Origin of the sequence: Natrinema thermotolerans, assembly GCF_031165565.1 — an archaeon.
Taxonomy (GTDB): Archaea; Halobacteriota; Halobacteria; order Halobacteriales; family Natrialbaceae; genus Natrinema; species Natrinema thermotolerans.
Window position 1 is genome coordinate 1,617,333 of record NZ_CP101873.1, and the last position, 18,066, is coordinate 1,635,398.

15 protein-coding genes and 1 tRNA gene are annotated in these 18,066 nt (G+C 64.2%); 8 read left to right on the top strand and 8 right to left on the bottom strand.

All coding sequences use genetic code 11. The features are described 5' to 3' along the window. Positions 1-40: 40 nt before the first annotated feature. Together NP511_RS08460 and NP511_RS08465 are read right to left on the bottom strand one after the other, a co-directional pair. Complete coding sequence (locus NP511_RS08460; RefSeq protein WP_049965526.1) at positions 41-799, bottom strand: hypothetical protein; 759 nt, start codon at positions 797-799, stop codon at positions 41-43. A 232-nt stretch (positions 800-1,031) separates the two neighbouring features. Beyond that, positions 1,032-1,952: a nucleotidyltransferase domain-containing protein gene (locus NP511_RS08465; RefSeq protein ID WP_049965525.1), complete on the bottom strand. Its 921-nt coding sequence runs from the start codon at positions 1,950-1,952 to the stop codon at positions 1,032-1,034. 319 nt (positions 1,953-2,271) lie between these two features. Here NP511_RS08465 and NP511_RS08470 point away from each other — a divergent pair, with 319 nt between their 5' ends. Further along, positions 2,272-2,475 carry a hypothetical protein gene (locus tag NP511_RS08470; RefSeq protein WP_049965524.1) on the top strand — a complete coding sequence of 68 codons (204 nt, stop codon included), beginning with the start codon at positions 2,272-2,274 and terminating at the stop codon, positions 2,473-2,475. Between the two features lie 212 nt (positions 2,476-2,687). After that, on the top strand, positions 2,688-3,614 hold the full coding sequence (gene mptA, locus NP511_RS08475; RefSeq protein ID WP_006649884.1) for a GTP cyclohydrolase MptA: 927 nt from the start codon (positions 2,688-2,690) through the stop codon (positions 3,612-3,614). Here mptA and NP511_RS08480 read toward each other — a convergent pair. After that, positions 3,611-4,414 carry a TrmB family transcriptional regulator gene (locus NP511_RS08480; protein ID WP_006649883.1) on the bottom strand — a complete coding sequence of 268 codons (804 nt, stop codon included), beginning with the start codon at positions 4,412-4,414 and terminating at the stop codon, positions 3,611-3,613. The two genes, mptA and NP511_RS08480, sit on opposite strands and share 4 nt — an antisense overlap. 82 nt (positions 4,415-4,496) lie before the next feature. Continuing rightward, on the bottom strand, positions 4,497-6,143 hold the full coding sequence (locus NP511_RS08485; RefSeq protein WP_049965523.1) for a DUF255 domain-containing protein: 1,647 nt from the start codon (positions 6,141-6,143) through the stop codon (positions 4,497-4,499). 125 nt (positions 6,144-6,268) lie between these two features. Here NP511_RS08485 and NP511_RS08490 point away from each other — a divergent pair, with 125 nt between their 5' ends. Together NP511_RS08490 and NP511_RS08495 are read left to right on the top strand one after the other, a co-directional pair. After that, on the top strand, positions 6,269-6,853 hold the full coding sequence (locus tag NP511_RS08490; RefSeq protein WP_006649881.1) for an FxsA family protein: 585 nt from the start codon (positions 6,269-6,271) through the stop codon (positions 6,851-6,853). Positions 6,854-6,928: 75 nt separating this feature from the next. Then, positions 6,929-7,002: transfer RNA gene (locus tag NP511_RS08495), tRNA-Ile, on the top strand. 1,239 nt (positions 7,003-8,241) lie between these two features. Here NP511_RS08495 and NP511_RS08500 read toward each other — a convergent pair. The 4 genes from NP511_RS08500 to NP511_RS08515 form a co-directional block, all read right to left on the bottom strand. Continuing rightward, positions 8,242-8,604, bottom strand: coding sequence for a hypothetical protein (locus NP511_RS08500; protein WP_006182752.1), 363 nt, complete (start codon positions 8,602-8,604; stop codon positions 8,242-8,244). 130 nt (positions 8,605-8,734) lie between these two features. Further along, entirely contained in the window at positions 8,735-9,160 is a 426-nt protein-coding gene (locus NP511_RS08505; protein WP_049965522.1) for a hypothetical protein, read from the bottom strand. Positions 9,161-9,470: 310 nt separating this feature from the next. Next, the gene (locus NP511_RS08510; protein WP_049965521.1) at positions 9,471-10,235 is read right to left on the bottom strand and encodes an IclR family transcriptional regulator; all 765 of its coding nucleotides are present in this window, start codon (positions 10,233-10,235) and stop codon (positions 9,471-9,473) included. 179 nt (positions 10,236-10,414) lie between these two features. Next, complete coding sequence (locus NP511_RS08515) at positions 10,415-11,578, bottom strand: acyl-CoA dehydrogenase family protein (protein WP_049965520.1); 1,164 nt, start codon at positions 11,576-11,578, stop codon at positions 10,415-10,417. Positions 11,579-11,804: 226 nt separating this feature from the next. Here NP511_RS08515 and NP511_RS08520 point away from each other — a divergent pair, with 226 nt between their 5' ends. The 4 genes from NP511_RS08520 (at position 11,805) to NP511_RS08535 (ending at position 18,016) form a co-directional block, all read left to right on the top strand. After that, complete coding sequence (locus NP511_RS08520) at positions 11,805-12,842, top strand: TAXI family TRAP transporter solute-binding subunit (protein ID WP_049965519.1); 1,038 nt, start codon at positions 11,805-11,807, stop codon at positions 12,840-12,842. Between the two features lie 5 nt (positions 12,843-12,847). Beyond that, on the top strand, positions 12,848-15,046 hold the full coding sequence (locus tag NP511_RS08525; protein WP_049965518.1) for a TRAP transporter permease: 2,199 nt from the start codon (positions 12,848-12,850) through the stop codon (positions 15,044-15,046). Positions 15,047-15,152: 106 nt separating this feature from the next. Then, entirely contained in the window at positions 15,153-16,721 is a 1,569-nt protein-coding gene (locus NP511_RS08530; RefSeq protein WP_049965517.1) for a long-chain-fatty-acid--CoA ligase, read from the top strand. Between the two features lie 155 nt (positions 16,722-16,876). Further along, the gene (locus NP511_RS08535; RefSeq protein ID WP_049965516.1) at positions 16,877-18,016 is read left to right on the top strand and encodes an acyl-CoA dehydrogenase family protein; all 1,140 of its coding nucleotides are present in this window, start codon (positions 16,877-16,879) and stop codon (positions 18,014-18,016) included. Positions 18,017-18,066: the final 50 nt, after the last annotated feature.

Sequence of the window (18,066 nt, forward strand, 5' to 3'; positions counted from 1 at the left end):
GGCCGGAGAGACGGTGCGAACGGAGTCCAGCGGACGCCGCCTACGACTCCGATTCGGACGGCGATGCGTCACCGGTCTCGGTCGCGTCCGGCAGGTTCGGATCGCGGTAGGGATTGCGGCCGTAGGCCGGCAACTCGTCCTCGAGTTGCTCCTTCAGGACACGACGGAGCCGGTTCAGGCTCGTCGTATCCAGCCCGTAGTCGGCTGCGAGCCGCTCGAACGTCTCCTCGTCAGTGATGTCGTGGGCCCGGTACTGGGCGAACAGCTCCTCCATGCGGTCGGCCGACAGCGCCTGCGCGTCGATCTCCTCGAGCCCGAAGTACTGCTTCCGGTCGACGTCGACCACGTGGCGGATCACCACCAGCGCGACCTTCTCGATGGCGCGCTGACTACCGAACTCGGTGAGATCGATCTCGTCCATGACGCCGAGTGCCAGATCGCGCTGCCACGGCGTCACCTCTAAGGCGTTACACAGCGCTTGCGTGGTCCGAAGTCGATCGAGGTGGTGGGCGCGCTCGCTGTAGCCCGGCGTGGCCGCGTGCTGTTCGTCGTGGAGACGGCGCACGCTCTCGGAGAGGTCGGCGTCGGGTGACTCCGCCCGCCCGATGACCGTCGCACTCGGCGTGACGACGCCCCACTGGCGGACCGTCGAGTCGCGCTGGACGTCCGCCCGCGAGAGCGAGCCGGAGCCGGGTCGGGTCTCGAGGCGGCGCTCGCCGTCCGGATCGGCGTGGGAGCCGTCGGTCTCGGCCGCGACTGGCTCGGTAGCTGGACCGGAGTCGGCACCGTCGTCTTGCATCGTCTGTCGCTCGGAGAGGGAGCGTGAAAAAGGCTCGCTCCGTGGGATCGATCGGCTGGACGGACTGACAGGTCCGCTAACAGGTTTTCCGGGGCGGGCGGAACCTCGAGCGGACGGTTCACTGCCGGTTCGGAGAGCAACGCCGTCGCTCGAGGGTGTTGGCGGTTCGCGAAAAGCCCTTCGTAGCTTCACCTTGTGACCAGAGACACTTAAAGAACGACGCCGGCGCGAGCTATCGGACCGCCGCGATCAGGTCGTCGACGAACCCGTCGAGTCGGGCCGGGTCGGGGCCGGCCCGCGCGTGAACGTCCGGATCGATCTCCCGCGGCGGCTGGGCGAACGGCCGACCCACGGCGTCGCCAACTCGCTCGCCGCCCTCGCCGGCTCGTTTTCGCTCGAGGAGGTCTCGAGCCCGTTCGATCCGGTCGGCGTCGAAGACGGCCGGTGCCTGCTCGGTGAGAAACGACTCGAACTCGAGCGCGGGCAGGTCGTGGTCGCCGCGGTCCCCGGTCGCCATGAGGTACCGCGCGGCCATCGCCGCCCTGTAGATGGTCAGGTTTCGCTTCACTGTGGGTTTCGTCTGGGTTTCCCGAAAGCGTTCGTCGGCAGCCGCGACCGCCGTCGTCCCGTCGTCGGTCTCGACGACGTATTCGTCGTCGCGCGCTTCCAGAATGGGGAACAGTTCGTCGTCGCTTCGGACCAGATGGTACGAGATGTACTTCCGGTAGTTGCTCGTCGCGATGCCGCGCCACGCGTGATAGAGGTCGATCGGGTTGTACGTCCGCTCGATGTACTGCCAAAGCGGGGCGGGGTCGTACGCGCGACGGTATCGAATCGGACTCCGCAACAGATCGATCGCGCCGTCGTTCGAGTCCGCGAGCAACCCCGCGAACGTCCGCACGTCCCAGCCCTGATACTCGAATTCGCCGCGGTCCTCGACGATCGTCTCCGGCGGGCCCTCGAGGTGGGCGTACCGACGCAGGTCGGTCGGAACGAAGACGAACCCCACGTCGTAGTCGCTGTCGGGACTGGCCGCACCCCACGCGTGGCTGCCGCGGGCGACCGCCAACGGGACCGCGACGTCGCGGGCGCGCTCGATCGTCGTCAAGTGGTCGTCGACGGTCGTACGGGCGACTGCCGAGACGGTAGTCATAGCTGTCGCTCGAGGCCGGTGAGAACGACACCGCGAGAAGACCGGGTGACGAATGCCCTTCGTAGCTTCACCTTGTGACCAGAGGCACTTAAAGGCCGACCCCCGGCCGTCGCGATAGCTCGGAGGGAGCGTTGCAACTGCCGAACGGAACACACGGAGAACGGCCGTCGTCTTCCCGTCATAGCTCCACCTTGTGACCAGAGATACTTAAAGAAACGACGGCTGTGAGTGAGAGACTGCGGAGACGAGCCCTGCGTCCCGGCGGAAACATGTCGGCCAGTCAAGAAGCGTTATAACTCGTGCCGTGCTAGCTGTATCGATGTCCGCTCTCCGGGCCGCACTGTTCGAGTGGGACCTGAGCCGGGTGGCGAGGATCGGCTGCTCCGCGTTGGCCGTCTTTCTCGCACGACGCGTCACGGACGACGTCCTCATCGGCCTCGGTGCAATGGTGGTCTTTCTGGTCGCCCTCTCGATCCCGTGGAACATAGCGGAGCGTCTGGCAGATCGGTCGCGCGACTCGTGAGTACCGATGTCGGCGCCACCCCGTCCGACGCCGGCCGAGAACGGCGTCGTGACTGTCGAACGAAATCCCGGAGAACGACGACCTCCCGTCATAGCTCCACCTTGTGACCAGAGATACTTAAAGAGATGACGGCTCGAGCCGCCGTCGAGATCGAGGCGCAAGCGACCCCCGGTTCCGAAAGGTTGAATCGCCCGCTACCCTGAATGCGGTCAATGAGTCATCAGTTGCCGGACGTGCAGGCCACGTCACCCGACGTCACCGTCGGCCTGAGTCAGGTCGGCGTCACCGGCGTCGACAAGCTCGTCAAGATCGCCCGCGAGGGCAAACGACCGATCGTCCTCACCGCCGAGTTCGAGGTCTTCGTCGACCTTCCGGGCTGGCGCAAAGGGGCCGACATGAGCCGCAATATGGAGGTCATCGACGAGATCCTCGAGGACGCGACCCGCGAGGAGGCCTACGGCGTCGAGGAGGTCTGTGGCGAAGCCGCCGAACGGCTGCTCGAGAAACACGACTACACCTCGAAGACCGAGGTTTCGATGGAAGCCGAGTTCATGCGCCGGGAGCAGACCCCCGCGAGCGACCGCGAGACCCAACACACCGTCGACATCGTCGCTTCGGCGACGGCGACCGACGAGGGGACCCGCGAGGAGATCGGCGCGACGGTCACCGGGATGACCGTCTGTCCCTGCTCGCAGGGGATGTCCGCCGCCCGCGCGAAGGAGACCCTCGAGGACTTAGGCGTCGAGGAGGGAACGATCACGGAGTTCTTAGATGAAGTCCCGCAGCCGGGCCACTCCCAGCGAGGGCACGCGACGCTGACCGTCGAGGCCAGCGGCGACCCCGAGGTCGATCTAAACGACATCATCGACATCGCCCGGGACTCGATGAGCGCGCGGATCTACAACCTCGCGAAACGGCCCGACGAGGACCACATGACCTACGCGGCCCACGCCGACGCGAAGTTCGTCGAGGACTGCGTGCGCGCGCTGGCGGAGGGCGTCGTCGACGAGTTCGACCACCTCGACGACGACGCGGTGATCACGATGAGTCAGTCCAACGACGAGTCGATCCACCAGCACAACGCCCACGCCGAGCGGGTCGTCAAGCTGGGAACGCTGCGCGACGAGATCGACCGTTAAAACTCGAGCGACTCGGCCTCGTCCCACCGCGGGACGAACTCCTCGTGGACGTTCGCGGCGAACTCCGGATCCTTCAGATCGATCATGGCGAAGGCCTCGCCCGAGGACAGCGGGTTAGGGACCTGAATACAGACCTCGACGCCGTCGATGATGTTGAACGAGCCCGTAATGTCGTCGTTCGTACGGACGTCGAAGTCGTCTCGCTGCTGGAGGGTTTCCCGGTAGCGCCGCCCCACTTCCTCCGACATCGAGCCGACCATTTCCCGCGTCATCAACAGGTCGATCGAGACGCCTCGATCGAGGGCGTCCTCGAGCTGGGCGTTGATCTCCTCGCTGGCGGCCTGCATGTCCCACTGGGGCGACGGGTGAGACGAAACCATCACGATGTCACGGTCGGCGGCCGCCAACCGCTCCAGAAGCAGGTCCTTCGTCTCCTCGGGGCCGACCGCAGCGGTCCAGAACTGCTCCTCGACTGGCTCGGCCGCGTCCAGTTCGTCGGCCAGGTCGTCGACGATCGACTCGTACTGGTCGGCCTTCTCCTCGAGTTCGCGTTTCTTGTCCTCGAGGAGCCGGTCCAGCGCCGTCGAGGGCTCGACGGCGACGTACTTCTTCGGCCGGCTGGCGGTCTGGCTGCGGACGAGATTGTACTGTTCGATGCTGTTCAACACGTCGTAGATCCGCCCCATCGGGACGTCGCTCGCCCGGGACAACTCTTTGGCCGTTGTGGGGCCGGTGTTGAGTAGCGATCGGTAAGCTCGAGCTTCGTACTCGGAGAGCCCGAGATCCCTGAGACTGGCCATGTCCGAGAGCAACCCGCTGAAGAGACATAAACACTGTGGTAGTTTGGCGTTTCGACGGCGTCGGCCGTGAGGGGACCGAACGTCAGTCGAGAAGCTGCTGGACCGCGTCGCTCAACTCGGCTGGAGTTTCGGCAGTGGCTGACACGGCTTCGCCCAGTTCGGCCCGCGCCGTCCCCGACTCGCGGTCGGCATCGGGGACGACCACCTTCTCGTGGTCGGCCATCCGCAGCGCCGCCCGATGGAGGTCCGAGCCGGGGTCGTCGCCAACGCGAATCACCAGCGGGCCCTCGAGCAGTCGGGAGGTCGCCGTCGCGTACTGGGCGATCTGGACGCCGAAGCGCTCGCTGGCCCCTGCGAAGGCCTCGAGCGTGTTCCGTGCGTACTCGCGGTAGCGGTCCTCGCCGGACAGCGCCGCCAGATCGATCAACGCGTCCGCGAGGGCGACGTTGGCGTCCAGCGGCCGCAGCGGGCGATCACAGAGCCCGACACCCTCGGCAGGGCCGTCGAGGAACGAGTCCCCGTCGTGGAGTCGGTCGATCGTCGCGTCGGCGACCGCCGCCGCGTCCGCGAGCGCGTCCGTCTCGATGGTACTCGCGACCGTCGTCAGGGCCGCCAGCGTGCGGGCCTGGTTGGTGAGCAATGGAAGCGCATCGCCGTCCCCGTCGCGTTCGATCGCGTCCTCGCGTGCGTGCGCGACCACGCCGTCGGCGAGCAGGTCCGTCCGGAGAGTCTCGAGCGCGCGTTCGGCGTAGCGGCGGGCCCGTTCGTCGTCGGTGTAGGCGTAGTAGGTCAACAGGCCGTCGATGGCCAGCGCGTTCGGCCCGGCGAAAACGCCCGAATCGACCGGCGGCTCGTCGGCGGCCGCGCGATCGGTCGCGTCGAGACTGTGGGCGTCGGCGTCGCCCGGGGCCTGACTGTTGGCGAAGGCGTCGACCTCGTCGTTCCACAGCGTCGTCGTCAGGTAGTCGATAGTGTCGGCGGCGGGGTCGCGGTACTCGTCTTTCCCGGTCAGCAGGTAGGCGTTGGCGAATGCCCGGACCAACGCGCCGTTGGAGTCGAGCAGTTTCTCGCGCTGGAGTCCCGACCAGTCCCGGTCGGTCGCGAACCGGTAGAACCCGCCGTCGTACTCGTCTAACAGGTTCGCACTGACCGCGTCGTAGGACCGCAGCGCCATCTCGCGGTCGCGTTTGAGCGCGAACTCGAGGGCGTCGGGCAGGGGGAACTTCGGGCTCTGGCCCCAGCCGCCGGCGGTCTCGTCGTAGGTGTCGGTGAGATGGCCGAGCATCCCCTGTTCGATCTCGGCGGTCAGCTCGCCGGCCGGCGGGTTGTCCTCCCGCAGCGGCCGGGGAACGCGGGCCGCGCCGCTGCCTTTCGTCTCCCACATGGTCCGGACGCTGTCTAAGACCTGACGCATCCCGTCGGGGCCGAGATAGCCCGCACCGGTCAGGACCTCGCCGTTCGGGGCGAGAAAGACCGTCGACGGAAAGCCGCCCATGTTGTACCGGTCGCGGACCCGCGGGTACCGGTCGACGTCGACCCGGACGGGGACGAAACTGTCGTTGAGGTTGGCCGCGATCCGGGGCTCGGCGTAGGTCTCCTCGTCCATCTCGTGGCAGTGGTCACACCACGTCGCGGTCAGCGAGAGCAAGACGGGGCGGTCGGCCTCGGCGGCCTCGTCGAAGGCCGCCTGTCCCCACTCGCGCCACTCGACGCGGGTCGTATCGTCCATACCGGGGCGACGGGAGTCGCGGGCGTAAGCCCTTCGTTCGCGTATCGCAGTCGGCCCGACGCGGCTCGGTTCCGTTGCCAGGCTGAGAGTAAAAGATTTTCACCCGTCGGCGGCTAGATCGTCGTATGCTCCGGTGGATCTTCGCGCTGTTGCTCATCCCGTTTCTCGACGCCGTGTTGCTCGCGGTGATCGTCACCCAGTTCGGGTTCCTGAACTGGGTCGGGATGATACTGCTCGTCGTCCTGACCGGCCTCGTCGGGATGCTCCTCGTCCGCGCCGAAGGCCGGCGGACGATCCGGAAGATGCAACGGTCGATGGCTCAGGGACAGCCTCCGACGAACGAACTGCTCGACGGGGGCCTGCTGATCGCCGCCGGAGCGTTCCTGCTGACCCCCGGACTGGTGACTGACCTGCTCGGGTTCCTACTGGCCGTTCCGCTGACCCGAGTCCCGATCCGGATGGCCCTCAAACGCTACGTGGTCGTCCCCTACGCGGACAAGAAGACCGGCGGGTTCGCCAGCGGCGGGGTCTGGACGTTCGGCTTCCCCGACGAGGACCCGACTCGAGACGTCGGCGACTCGAGCGACGGCGAAACCTATGATCTCGGTGAGGACGCCTACAGCGTCGACGATGAGGACGCCTACACGATCGACTTCGAGGACGAGCGGCCGGACGACGGCGACGACGAGGACGATCCCCTCGCTCGGTAGCGGTTCGCACGGGTCGGGAAGAAAGAAACGCTTAAACGTCCCACCGAGCAACTACTGAGTGCGAAGGACGGACGCGGGCCAATAGCTCAATTAGGTTGAGCGCCACTCTGATAAGGTGGAGGCTCTCGGTTCAAATCCGAGTTGGCCCATTTCTGCTGCGAACAACGCGAACGTAGTGAGCCGTGAGCAGCGGAAATACAATCAACTCGGATTTGAATTACGGAAGTCGCACGCTCGCACAGCCGAGCGTAGCGAGGCGAGCAGGACCGTCTTCGCGTAGTTCAAATCCGAGTTAGCCTATTTCTACTGCGAACAACGCGAACGTAGAGAGCTGTGAGCGGCGGAACGACAATCGACCCACTTCTCGCGACGATCGACCACGAAAGTCATGCATACGCGCTGCCACGAGGACCTGTGCCATAGCAGCCGCAGTTGGTGACCGGGCCGTCCGTCTCCGAGATGACTCCGAGTCGATCTAGACGGTTGCGGCGAGCGATTCCTCGAGCCACACAGAGAGCGCGACCGGACCGCGTCTCGAGGCGACGGACGTGAGCCGGCGGAAGATCCAATTGTCGCTGAGCGACAGCTGTGGCCGCTTAAAACACAGGGCACCACTCACGCGAACGCGACAATCCGTAGTCCGAACCACGTGAGTGACATAATCATACCAGATTTAGAGATAATTACGAAAGAGTAGATAGAAGGAGGCACCGATCTCGAGGGCCCAGGAGCCGAAGAAGGTCCTATGGATGCCAAAAGCTAAATAGCGTACTCTCTGCCGGTTATAGGTTGCCGATCTCGAAACGAGTTGACTCACATCAATGAGAAACACTGGTTACGTCAAGCACTGAATACTGCCGTTTTGAGACTTTTATCAGCATCTTAGTCACGCACGAATCGCCAGAGCGATAGAGAGTCTTTAGTATATTAATTCTGGTAGTATCTATGTATAGTCGGATATAAGACATTCAAACTGTGTTCGCCGAATCGGCCGTACCGAGTCGGTGGACAGTATTAGTCCCCGTTACGACCCGGGACCAACGTGGGGCAGTACGGCGAACGGAGGCAGGTATCGATCGGTTCTCCAGAACCGATCGCCAGTGTATCTGCCCACCGTGAAACAGCGGCCAACAGCGGCGAAATCGATCGGATTCGCCGACTACGCGTACGGTACGGACGATCGAGCGATCATCGAAAAGGGACGCCCGGCCAGCCGAGTTATACAGGCATATATCTGTAATAGTTTGAGTGACGGTCGGGCGACTGTCTCGACCGGCAACACCGGACTGGATCCGCCTGCGCGACAGGGGATATGCGTTTCCCGATGCTGGCCGCGACTCGAGGGGAACCGAAACGGAGTGACGGCCGGTCGCCACAGTCGATGCCGATCACGGCATCAACGGCGTCAGTAGCGGTTCCCGGGAGACCAACAGGACGACGTTGTTGCTCGCGAAGAGGGCGTAGCAGCAGACGATGGCCACGACGAAGCCGACGTCGAACGGCCTCGAGAGGACGTAGCCGATCGCGATCACGGCACCGGCGTAGATGACGGCGGCGAGGACGACACCGGCGAGCCCGAAGAGATCGTGGAGGAAGACCGTCACGGGGTTGAGTTCGTAGGCGTACGGGACGGTGAAAAAGCCCACTGTCGCGACGAGGTCGACGAACCAGACGGCAAAGAAAGCGGTACGGAGGCTGGTGGTCCCGGGTCGATCCAATCCGATTCCGAACGCGTCCGCTGTGTCCACCATCGTGGTCGGATCGAAGGGCCGCCAAGCATTACGCCTTGGACTTGCTGATTCCGGCCCTGTGGGCAGTTCACACCGCTCAGCCGGTAGGACTGTTCCGGGACGATCGGATCGGAGCGACCGTGAAACCGGCTTACAACTCCTCCGAAATGCGGTCGAATCTGTCGTCGTGACAGTCAGTCGGTTTCGACGGCAGGCGTCGGCGGGCGCGTAACTCGCCGTCGATGACGGCAGTCAGGAAAACGTCGTCCGGTTCCATGCCGTCGAATCGTTCGGCCGGCAACACGAGTTGGTCGACGACTGCCTCACCGTCCTCGAGCAGGAGGACGACGTGGTCACCGTCGACGATCCGATCCACGACGCCGACGTACAGATCGCTGCCGTCGATTCCATCGCCGGTCGCCGCGTCGTCGACTGGCGGCCGTCCACGAGCTGGGGAAGCATCGGGGTGAGAGTCGTCAGCCGCACTGGCAGTCGTCACTGTGGCGGCTGCCCCGATGCCGAGGGTACTGAGCGTTTGAAGGATCGTGCGTCGCGGTCGTCGGGTGTGGTCCGACATACCCCGCTTGGCCGCGGAATGTCGTATAAACTCTCGGCTGGGGGCCACCGCCTACCCGTCCGGTAGACACCGTTGGGCCCGGGATCCGTCGTCTCGGTCATCGTGCGACCGATTACGGAGCGAGGAAAAGCGTATCGGTGCCGACGGCGGCCTTCGAACATTTCGAAAGACGTGTTTCACATAGCGGAACACTCAACCCGAGAATCGGGTCGCGTGACGGATTGTTGGTCGTTCGAGACGAAAGAATCGATCACGTTCCAGCCAGCGGAACAGGGGGACCGAACGGTAGTCGGGCAGCGAGATGGCACAATCACCCGTACGCGAGCGTGACTTTGATCTCGCCCGCCTTGTCCCGGAGGCGAGTCGCCAGATCGTCGTGAACGTAGGCGTCGGTGAACCGACTCGTCGGCCCGAAGACGGCCAGCGAGCCGAGGAACTCGTCGTCGGGGGTATAGACGGGCACAGCGATCCCGCGAAGGCCGTCCATATGTTCCTGCTCGTTCACCGCGTAGCCGCGGTCCCGAACCCGCTCGAGTTCGTCGAAGAGCGCGTCGGGATCGGTGATCGTGTTCGCCGTGTGTGCCTCGAGGCCGCTCCGCTCGGCGTAGGCCGCGACGGCGTCGTCGTCCCACTCCGCGAGAATCACTTTGCCGGAGGCCATCGAGTGCAACGGTCGACGCTGGCCGATCATCGAATTCGAGAGGCTGCCGTAGCGGTGGACGTAGACCGCGTCGTCGTCCTCTTCGACGATGAATACCGCGCGTTCGTCGGTCTCCGTGCCGAGTTCGAACACCGCTCGCTTCGCGGCCGAGTATCCCGTCTTCCGGGACCGGGCCTGTTCCCCGAGTTCGACGAACCGAAACCCGACGTAGTAGCGACCGTCGCGTTCGATCACGTACCCTAACTCCGTCAGCGTCCGAAGGTGGCGGTAGACGGTGCTTTTGGGAAGATCCGTCCGCTCGGTGAGGTCGGCGATGGTGACCCCCTCCTCGTCTTTGAGTGCCTCGAGGAGCCGGAACGTCTTCCGCGTCGTGGAAACCCCGGCCCCGTCGTCCCCATCTCGATCCATGCCCATGTGGGATACTGTTCGGACAGCGCAATTAATATTTCGGATACTGGAACGTGAGTACTGGCGAGCGGGACGGCCGTTTCCGAAGCCGAGTCGGTTCGGTCGGAGAGATCCCCGCCGGAGTAGAATCAGTGGTTGGGACGGAGGAGAGAAAACGGGAGAGAACGCGAACCGGCGACGCGGCGTTACTGGTAGGCGGGGATGCCGGTGAACTCCTCGCCGAGGACGAGCGTGTGGATATCGTGGGTGCCCTCGTAGGTGTAGACCGTCTCGAGGTTGGACATGTGCCGCATCGGCGAGTAGTCGGTGGTGATGCCGTTGCCGCCGAGCATCTCGCGGGCGATGCGGGCCTGGTTTCGGGCCATGCGGACGTTGTTTCGCTTCGACATCGAGACGTGCTGTGGCCGCATCTCGCCGCGCTCTTTGAGTTCAGCGAGCCGGTGAGCCAGCAACTGTGCCAGCGTGATCTGGGTGCCCATCTCCGCGAGCTTGCGCTGTTGGAGCTGGAACCGACCGATCGGGCCGCCGAACTGGTCGCGATCCTTCGCGTACTGTCGGGCCTCCTCGAAACAGTCGCGGGCGGCACCGACCGCGCCCCAGGCGATGCCGTAGCGGGCCTGCGTGAGACAGGACAGCGGCCCCTTCATCCCGGCGACGCCGGGGAGGACGTTCTCCTCGGGCACGTGGACGTCGTTCAGGCCGATCTCGCCCGTGATCGAGGCCCGCAGCGAGAGCTTGTCGTCGATCTTGTTGGTCGTGACGCCGTCGCGGTCGGTCTCGACGAGGAACCCGCGAACGGGGTCGTCCTCGGCCGACTTGTCACGCGCCCAGACGATAGCGACGTCGGCGATCGGCGAGTTCGTGATCCAGGTTTTGGAGCCGTTGAGGACGTAGCCGTCGCCGTCGCGCTCGGCGCGAGTCTCCATCGCCGACGGGTTCGAGCCGTGTTCGGGTTCGGTGAGGCCGAAGCAACCGATCGCCTCGCCCCGTCCCATCTCCGGCAGCCACTCCTCTTTCTGTTCCTCGCTCCCGTAAGCATGGATCGGGTACATGACCAACGCGCCCTGGACCGACGCCATCGAACGCAGCCCGGAGTCACCGGCCTCGAGTTCCTGCATCAACAGGCCGTAGGCCGTCTCGGAGACGTTCGGCGAGCCATAGCCCTCGAGATTGGGGGCGTAGAAGCCGAGTTCCCCCATCTTCGGGATGAGTTCCTTCGGGAACGTCCCCGCCTCGAAGTGGTCGCCGATGTCGGGCTTGACGTGTTCTTCGACGAACTCCCGGGCCGTGTCCCGGATCATCCGTTCTTCTTGATCGAGGTCTTCTTCGAGCTGAACGAAATCCAGCATACCTAGACCTACGGGAATGGCACAATAGGTATTGCGATACCGCTTGCCACGTTAGCGATCACCGAAACGACGGCGGACGGCCGCTCAGAACCGTCACTGACCGAACAGGGAGCCCGTCCGTCAGCAATACTGTCGGCTGGATGACTGCAATCCGGCGCCATCAATAAGGATCCAATTCCAACAGATAGCGGAAGGACTATAACAGGTAACTATGAAGAGATGCCCCATGGCGAAGGAACACAAGCACACGGATAGGCATTCGACTCGACGATCAGTTCTCGCAGCTGCAGGCGTCGGTGCGGCGACGGCACTGGCTGGCTGTTCCGGGAGCGGAAACAGCGACGAGCAGACCGTCCGGATGCGAACTTCGACCTCGAATACGACGGCTTACGGTGCGAACCAGGGTCTCGCGAGTGCGGTTAACGATCAGACCGACGACCTCTTCGTCGAAGCGCAAACGAGCCAGGGGACCGAAGCGAACATCGGCGCTCTCCAGAGCGAGGACGCCGAGATGGTCTACATCCAGAACTGGTCGGCCTACGACGTTCAGCAGGGCAACGACCCGTACGGCCAGCTCAACTTCGACATGGTCCAGATTTTCCACTACTACGACCTACCGTGGTTCTTCATCACCAACGACTCGGATCTCGAGACGCTGTCGGACATCGGGTCCGGTACGAACGTCTCGCCGACGCCGGAGGGGTCCGGGACCGCACCTGCCCTCGAGAAGGCGCTCGGCTACGCTACGGACGGCTACAAGCGCGCGAGCGTGAGCTACGGTAGCCAGGGCGGTGCGATGAACGAGAACCAACTCGACGTCGGAGTGGGGACGCTGATGAACTTCTCGATAACACCGAGCTGGCTCCAGCAGATCGCGAGCGAGGTCGACATGAAGGTCCTCGACGTTGAAGACTCGACCGCGCAGTCGTGGGAGGACGACGAACGGTTGCTGTCCCAGACGGTCGACACCGGCCAGATCGAGAACGCGACGACGCCGGGCGAGGTGTCCGCTCCGACGTTCGCATACAACTTCGTCGCGCGTAACGACCTCGACTATGATACCGTCTACGACTTCCTCACGGCGATGCACGAGAAGAAGGCGGAACTCGCAGACTACCACGGTCTCCTAGGAACCTTCGAGAGCAACGACTTCTGGGTCAAGAACATGTACGACGGAGTTCCGTTCCACCCCGCCGCGGCAGACTTCTACAAGGACGAACTCGGCGTCTGGAACGAGGACTTCGAGCGAGCCGACGAGAAGTAGTATCGATGTCTCCAACGAATCGGCGTTCCGAACGAGGGGTTCCCCTGCGCGCATTCGACCTCACCACCTACGCGTTAGGGGCCAGTCTGACGCTGTTCACTCTGTTGTACGCCGTCTCGCTCGTGTTCGGATGGCCGCTAGAGGGAATCGTCGGCGAGCCGGCGTGGGTGACGCGGGTCGAACGGTACATGATCCTGTTCTTCGGGATGGGGACGGCGCTGTACTATCTCGATTACGCCGGGGATCGGTTCGGCGTGACGGGGAAGAGCGCTGACGACGGAGCCGGTGACGATGTAACGGTCGAATCGCCATCGCAATCGCCGGATTTGGACGCCAAAGCGAGACTCCGTCGCATCTATGCGGTGATCGACCCCTACGTCGCCGTCGCGTTAGCCGTGACAGCCGTTGCAGCGACGGCCTACGTCTACTTCAACTTCACCCGGCTTCAGGGAGACGCGTTCATCCTCGGATACAACACGACAGATCACATCATCGGCGGGATACTGATCGCACTCGCGATCGACGTGACTCGCCGAGCGTTCGGGACGGTCATCGCGGCCGTCGCCGTCCTCTCTGTCCTGTACGCTCACTCGATGGTCGGCACGCAGCTGTTCGGCGTGTTTCGCCACTCGGGGATGAGTTGGCAACAGATCGCCGAGAACGGCGCGGTCGGGATCAGTGGCGTCTACGACCCCACGCTCATGCGAGTCGGGTCGACGTGGGTCGCGATCTTCATCATGTTCGCCGGCCTCGCGAAGACCTACGGTCTGATGGACTTCGTCCGTGAGATCGGCGAGGAACTCGGGACGAGTCTCCGGACTGGCGTCGTCCAGATCGCCGTCATCTCGAGCATGATCATGGGTTCGATCACCGGTAGCGCGGCGGCCAACACCGCGACGACCGGCAGCTTCACCATCCCGATGATCAAGGACCAGGGCGTCGGCGACGACGTCGCCGCCTCGATCGAGGCGGTCGCCTCCGCGGGCGGGCAGATGCTGCCCCCGGTGATGGGCGTCGCGGCGTTCCTGATGGCCGACATCATTCAGGTCCCGTATCTGGACATCGTGCAGGCAGGCGTCATTCCGGCGGCGCTGTTCTACTTCAGCGTCTGTCTCGCCGTTCACTTCACGATACTCAAATTCGGCTGGATCTCGAGCGACCTGACGTCGTTCAACTGGCGGCTCCTCCTCCGGGGCTTGCACTTTACCATCCCGATGGGTGTGCTTCTGGTGACGCTCGTAGTACTCCGATACTCACCGTTCGCGGCGGGGATGTACACCATCTTCACGACCATCGGTGTGATGTACGTCCGGAACCTCGTCGTCAGATTCCTCGAAGTCGATCTCGAGGACGGAGTCGAACTCGAGACGAAAGACGTCTCGGGCTACGAAATCGCCGCAAGTGTAGCCCGGACGACCAAACAGACGCTCGACGGGTTCAAACAGGGCGGCATCGACATGGCACCGCTCGTCGGCGTCCTTGCAGCCATGGGTGTGATTATCAAGCTCCTCGAGGGGACCGGGTTGACGGCCCGCGTCGCGACGAGCATCATCGGGATGAGCGAAGTGAGCCTCCTCGGGTTCGGCGGCGGGCTGTTCGTCGTGTTGTTCCTCGCGATGATCGCGAGCATCCTGTTCGGGCTCGGGATGCCGACGCCCGCGGCGTACATCCTCGTGGCGATCCTGGTCGCGAAGCCGATCACTGATCTCGGGACGCCGGTCATCGCGACGCACATGTTCGTGTTCTACTTCGCGATGCTGTCGGCGATCACGCCGCCGGTCGCGATCTCGGTCGCGGTTGGCGCACGGATCGCGGGCGCGAGCTTCCTCCAGTCGTGTAAGCAGGCGCTCCGGCTCGGTGCGCCCGGGTTCGTCATCCCCTACGCGTTCATCGCGAACGAGAGTCTCATCTACTGGTCGAGCGAGACGCTGCTCGCGTTTCCCGTCGTGCTGGCCGGCACGGTCGGTCTGATCGTCACGACGATCGGATTCGACGGAGCGCAGAGTCTCTCCGCGATCACTCGCGCGCTCTATCTCGTCCTAGCGTTAATCGCGATGTTCGGCTCGATCGTCCACATCGCCGTCCAACTCGTCGCCGCAGCAGCGATCGTCGCCGCGTTGCTACACGCCCGATACGTCGTCGGCTACGACCTGCCGAACGACACCGGCACCGAGTCCGGCGTGGATCCGACGACGCTCGACTGATCGAGGCCCGACAGGGCACTCGAGTCGCGCTTTCTCGAAAACAACCGAAGTAAATGGAAGCGCCGAGTGACAACCCTTTTGCGACCGGGGTAACCATACACAAGGTATGACAAACCTCGTGACGGAGGTCGTCGAGACCGTCGATGCGAACCCGGAATCGCCCGCGATCGCGTACGAAGGGACCGAACTGAGCTACGAGGCGTTCTGGCAGCGAGCCGGACAGTTCGCACAGGCCCTCGAGAATCGTGGCATCGGCGAGGGCGACCGCGTCGGCATCTACCTGCCGAACCTGCCGCAGTTCGTCACGGCCTTCTACGGGACCCTGCGTGCCGGCGGGATCATCGTCCCGATGAACCCCCAGTACAAGTCCCGTGAGATCAGCCACATGCTGGGCGACAGCGGGGCGAAAGCGGTCGTGGCGCTTGCCGACCTCGTCCCCAACGTCCTCGAGGTACAGGACGATACGGACGTCGAGCAGGTCGTCAGCGTCGGGGCCGACGTCGATGGCGCGACCGAGTTCGACGACTTCCTCGCCGAGGACACCAAAGCCGTCGTCGATCGTGCGGACGACGACGTCGCGGTCCAGCCCTACACCTCCGGGACGACGGGCACGCCGAAAGGCGTCCTGCTGACCCACCACAACCTGGCCTTTACGACCCGGGCCAACGCCGTCATCCCACCGGGCGGCTTCCAGGCCTCCGACCGACTCATCGGGACGCTCCCGCTGTTTCACATCTACGGCATGTCCGTCGTCATGAACGGCGCGATGTACAGCGGCGGCACCTACTACCCGGTGCCGGAGTGGGACGCCACCGAGGTGATGAACCAGCTCGAGGACGACGAGATCACCATCATGTTCGCCGTCCCCGCGATGTTCAACGACATGATCAACCACCCGGACGCCGAGAGCTACGAGTTCGAGTCCCTGCGCTTTGCCAACTCCGGGGGCTCGAGTCTCCCGCTGGAGGTCCTCGAGCGGTTCGAGGACCTCTGGGACGTCCAGCTCAACGAGGGCTACGGTCTGACCGAAACGAGTCCGGTCACCCACGCCAACACCAACGAGAGCCGTCGGAAGGGCAGCATCGGCCAGCCCCTCGAGGGCGTCGAGGCGAAGATCGTCGACGAGGACTTCGAGGAGGTCCCCCGCGTTGCGGAGGGCCCGATCGACGAGGAGGAGGCCGCGATCCACGACATCACCGGCGAACTCGTCATCCACGGCCCCAACGTGATGAAGGAGTATTACGGCCTGCCGGAGGCCAACGAGGAGGCCTTCACTAACGAGGACGGCAAGCGCTGGTTCCACACCGGCGACATCGGCTACTGGGACGAGGACGACTTCTTCTACGTCGTCGACCGCGAGAAACACATGATCGTCACGGGCGGGTACAACGTCTACCCGCGCGAAGTCGAGGAACTCCTCTTCGAACACGAGGACGTCGCCGACGCCGCCGTCGTCGGCGTGCCGGACGAGCGCCGCGGCGAGACCGTGAAGGCGTTCGTCGTGACGACGCCCGACGCCGAGGCGACGCCGGAAGACATCAAGCAGTACTGCCTCGAGAACCTCGCGGAGTACAAACATCCCCGCGAGGTCGAGTTCGTGCAGGCACTGCCCCGGACCACGACCGGGAAGGTCCAGAAGTTCGAACTCCGTGGCGAAGGCGAAAACGAGCAATAGACGGCTGAGACCCGCCCCGACAGCCTGATCGCGGGCGGCCCGCCGCCGGCCGTCGCCGGTTTCCATCGTGACCGACGATCCGGCAGTCGGGTTAACAACACCAACCGGGGATTGTATCCGAAGCTACTTTGTAAGACGAACCCAAGCAATCTATTATGACGTTCCAGCTGTCAGCCGAACACGAAGCGATCCGTGAGGCCGTCCGCGAGTTCGGGGAGAACGAGATGAAGCCGGTCGCGGAGGAACACGATCAGGAGGGGAAATACCCCGAGGAACTCCGCAAGAAGGCCGCCGAGTACGACTTCGTCGCGCCGAACATCCCGCTCGAGTACGACGGGGCCGGGATGGACAAGATCTCCTCGACGATCGTCACCGAGGAACTCTGGCGTGCCGACCCCGGGATCGGCTCCGCCGTCGGCTCGGCCGGCTTCGGGACGGACATGATCGTCGAGTTCGGTGACGAGTGGATGAAAGAGGAGTGGCTGCCCCAGATCGCCAACGGCGAGACCGCCTCCTGTTCGATGATCTCCGAGCCCGCCCACGGCTCGAACGTCGCCGGCATCGAGACGGTCGCCGAGAAGGACGGCGACGAGTACGTCCTCAACGGCAACAAGATGTGGATCACCAACGGGACCGTCGCCGACGTCGGCGTCTGCATGGCCAAGACCAGCCCCGGCGAGGGCCACAAGGGCATCACCGCCTTCCTCGTCGAGATGGACCGCGACGGCGTCTCGACCGACAAGATCAGCAACAAGCTCGGGATCCGTGCCTCGGACCTCGCGGAAGTCGTCATCGACGACGTCCGCATCCCCGAGAAGAACGTCATCGGCGAGGTCGACAAGGGCTTCTACCAGCTGATGGAGTTCTTCGCCTCCGGCCGCACCAGCGTCGCCGCACAGGCCGTCGGTGCCGCCCAGGGCGCACTCGACGCCGCCATCGAGTACGCCAACCAGCGCGAGCAGTTCGACCAGAAGATCTCCGAGTTCCAGGCCATCCAGCACAAGATCGCCGAGATGGCCACCAAGGTCGAGGCCGCCCGCTCGCTGACCTACCGCGCCGCGACCCAGGTCGAGCAGAACAACCAGGACGTCGCCGCGCAGTACTCGAGCATGGCGAAGTACTTCGCGAGCGAGATCTCGGTCGAGGTCGCCGACGAGGGCATTCAGGTCCACGGCGGCTCGGGCTACGTCACGGACTACCCCGCCGAGCGCTACTACCGCGACGCCCGCATTACGAAGATATACGAGGGCACCAGCGAGATCCAGAAGAACATCATCGCCGACCAGATCCTCTAGACCGGCACGACGATCACGGATCCACGCCGTCTTTTTCGCGGTGGTTGCCG

What these genes read in the sequence shown, in the direction of transcription:
- NP511_RS08465 (WP_049965525.1), bottom strand. Translation starts at nt 1,952, where the DNA reads ATGACTACCGTCTCGGCAGTCGCCCGTACGACCGTCGACGACCACTTG.
- NP511_RS08480 (WP_006649883.1), bottom strand. Translation starts at nt 4,414, where the DNA reads ATGGCCAGTCTCAGGGATCTCGGGCTCTCCGAGTACGAAGCTCGAGCT.
- NP511_RS08490 (WP_006649881.1), top strand. Translation starts at nt 6,269, where the DNA reads ATGCTCCGGTGGATCTTCGCGCTGTTGCTCATCCCGTTTCTCGACGCC.
- mptA (WP_006649884.1), top strand. Translation starts at nt 2,688, where the DNA reads ATGAGTCATCAGTTGCCGGACGTGCAGGCCACGTCACCCGACGTCACC.
- NP511_RS08470 (WP_049965524.1), top strand. Translation starts at nt 2,272, where the DNA reads ATGTCCGCTCTCCGGGCCGCACTGTTCGAGTGGGACCTGAGCCGGGTG.
- NP511_RS08505 (WP_049965522.1), bottom strand. Translation starts at nt 9,160, where the DNA reads ATGTCGGACCACACCCGACGACCGCGACGCACGATCCTTCAAACGCTC.
- NP511_RS08510 (WP_049965521.1), bottom strand. Translation starts at nt 10,235, where the DNA reads ATGGGCATGGATCGAGATGGGGACGACGGGGCCGGGGTTTCCACGACG.
- NP511_RS08460 (WP_049965526.1), bottom strand. Translation starts at nt 799, where the DNA reads ATGCAAGACGACGGTGCCGACTCCGGTCCAGCTACCGAGCCAGTCGCG.
- NP511_RS08485 (WP_049965523.1), bottom strand. Translation starts at nt 6,143, where the DNA reads ATGGACGATACGACCCGCGTCGAGTGGCGCGAGTGGGGACAGGCGGCC.
- NP511_RS08525 (WP_049965518.1), top strand. Translation starts at nt 12,848, where the DNA reads ATGTCTCCAACGAATCGGCGTTCCGAACGAGGGGTTCCCCTGCGCGCA.
- NP511_RS08500 (WP_006182752.1), bottom strand. Translation starts at nt 8,604, where the DNA reads ATGGTGGACACAGCGGACGCGTTCGGAATCGGATTGGATCGACCCGGG.
- NP511_RS08515 (WP_049965520.1), bottom strand. Translation starts at nt 11,578, where the DNA reads ATGCTGGATTTCGTTCAGCTCGAAGAAGACCTCGATCAAGAAGAACGG.
- NP511_RS08530 (WP_049965517.1), top strand. Translation starts at nt 15,153, where the DNA reads ATGACAAACCTCGTGACGGAGGTCGTCGAGACCGTCGATGCGAACCCG.
- NP511_RS08520 (WP_049965519.1), top strand. Translation starts at nt 11,805, where the DNA reads ATGGCGAAGGAACACAAGCACACGGATAGGCATTCGACTCGACGATCA.
- NP511_RS08535 (WP_049965516.1), top strand. Translation starts at nt 16,877, where the DNA reads ATGACGTTCCAGCTGTCAGCCGAACACGAAGCGATCCGTGAGGCCGTC.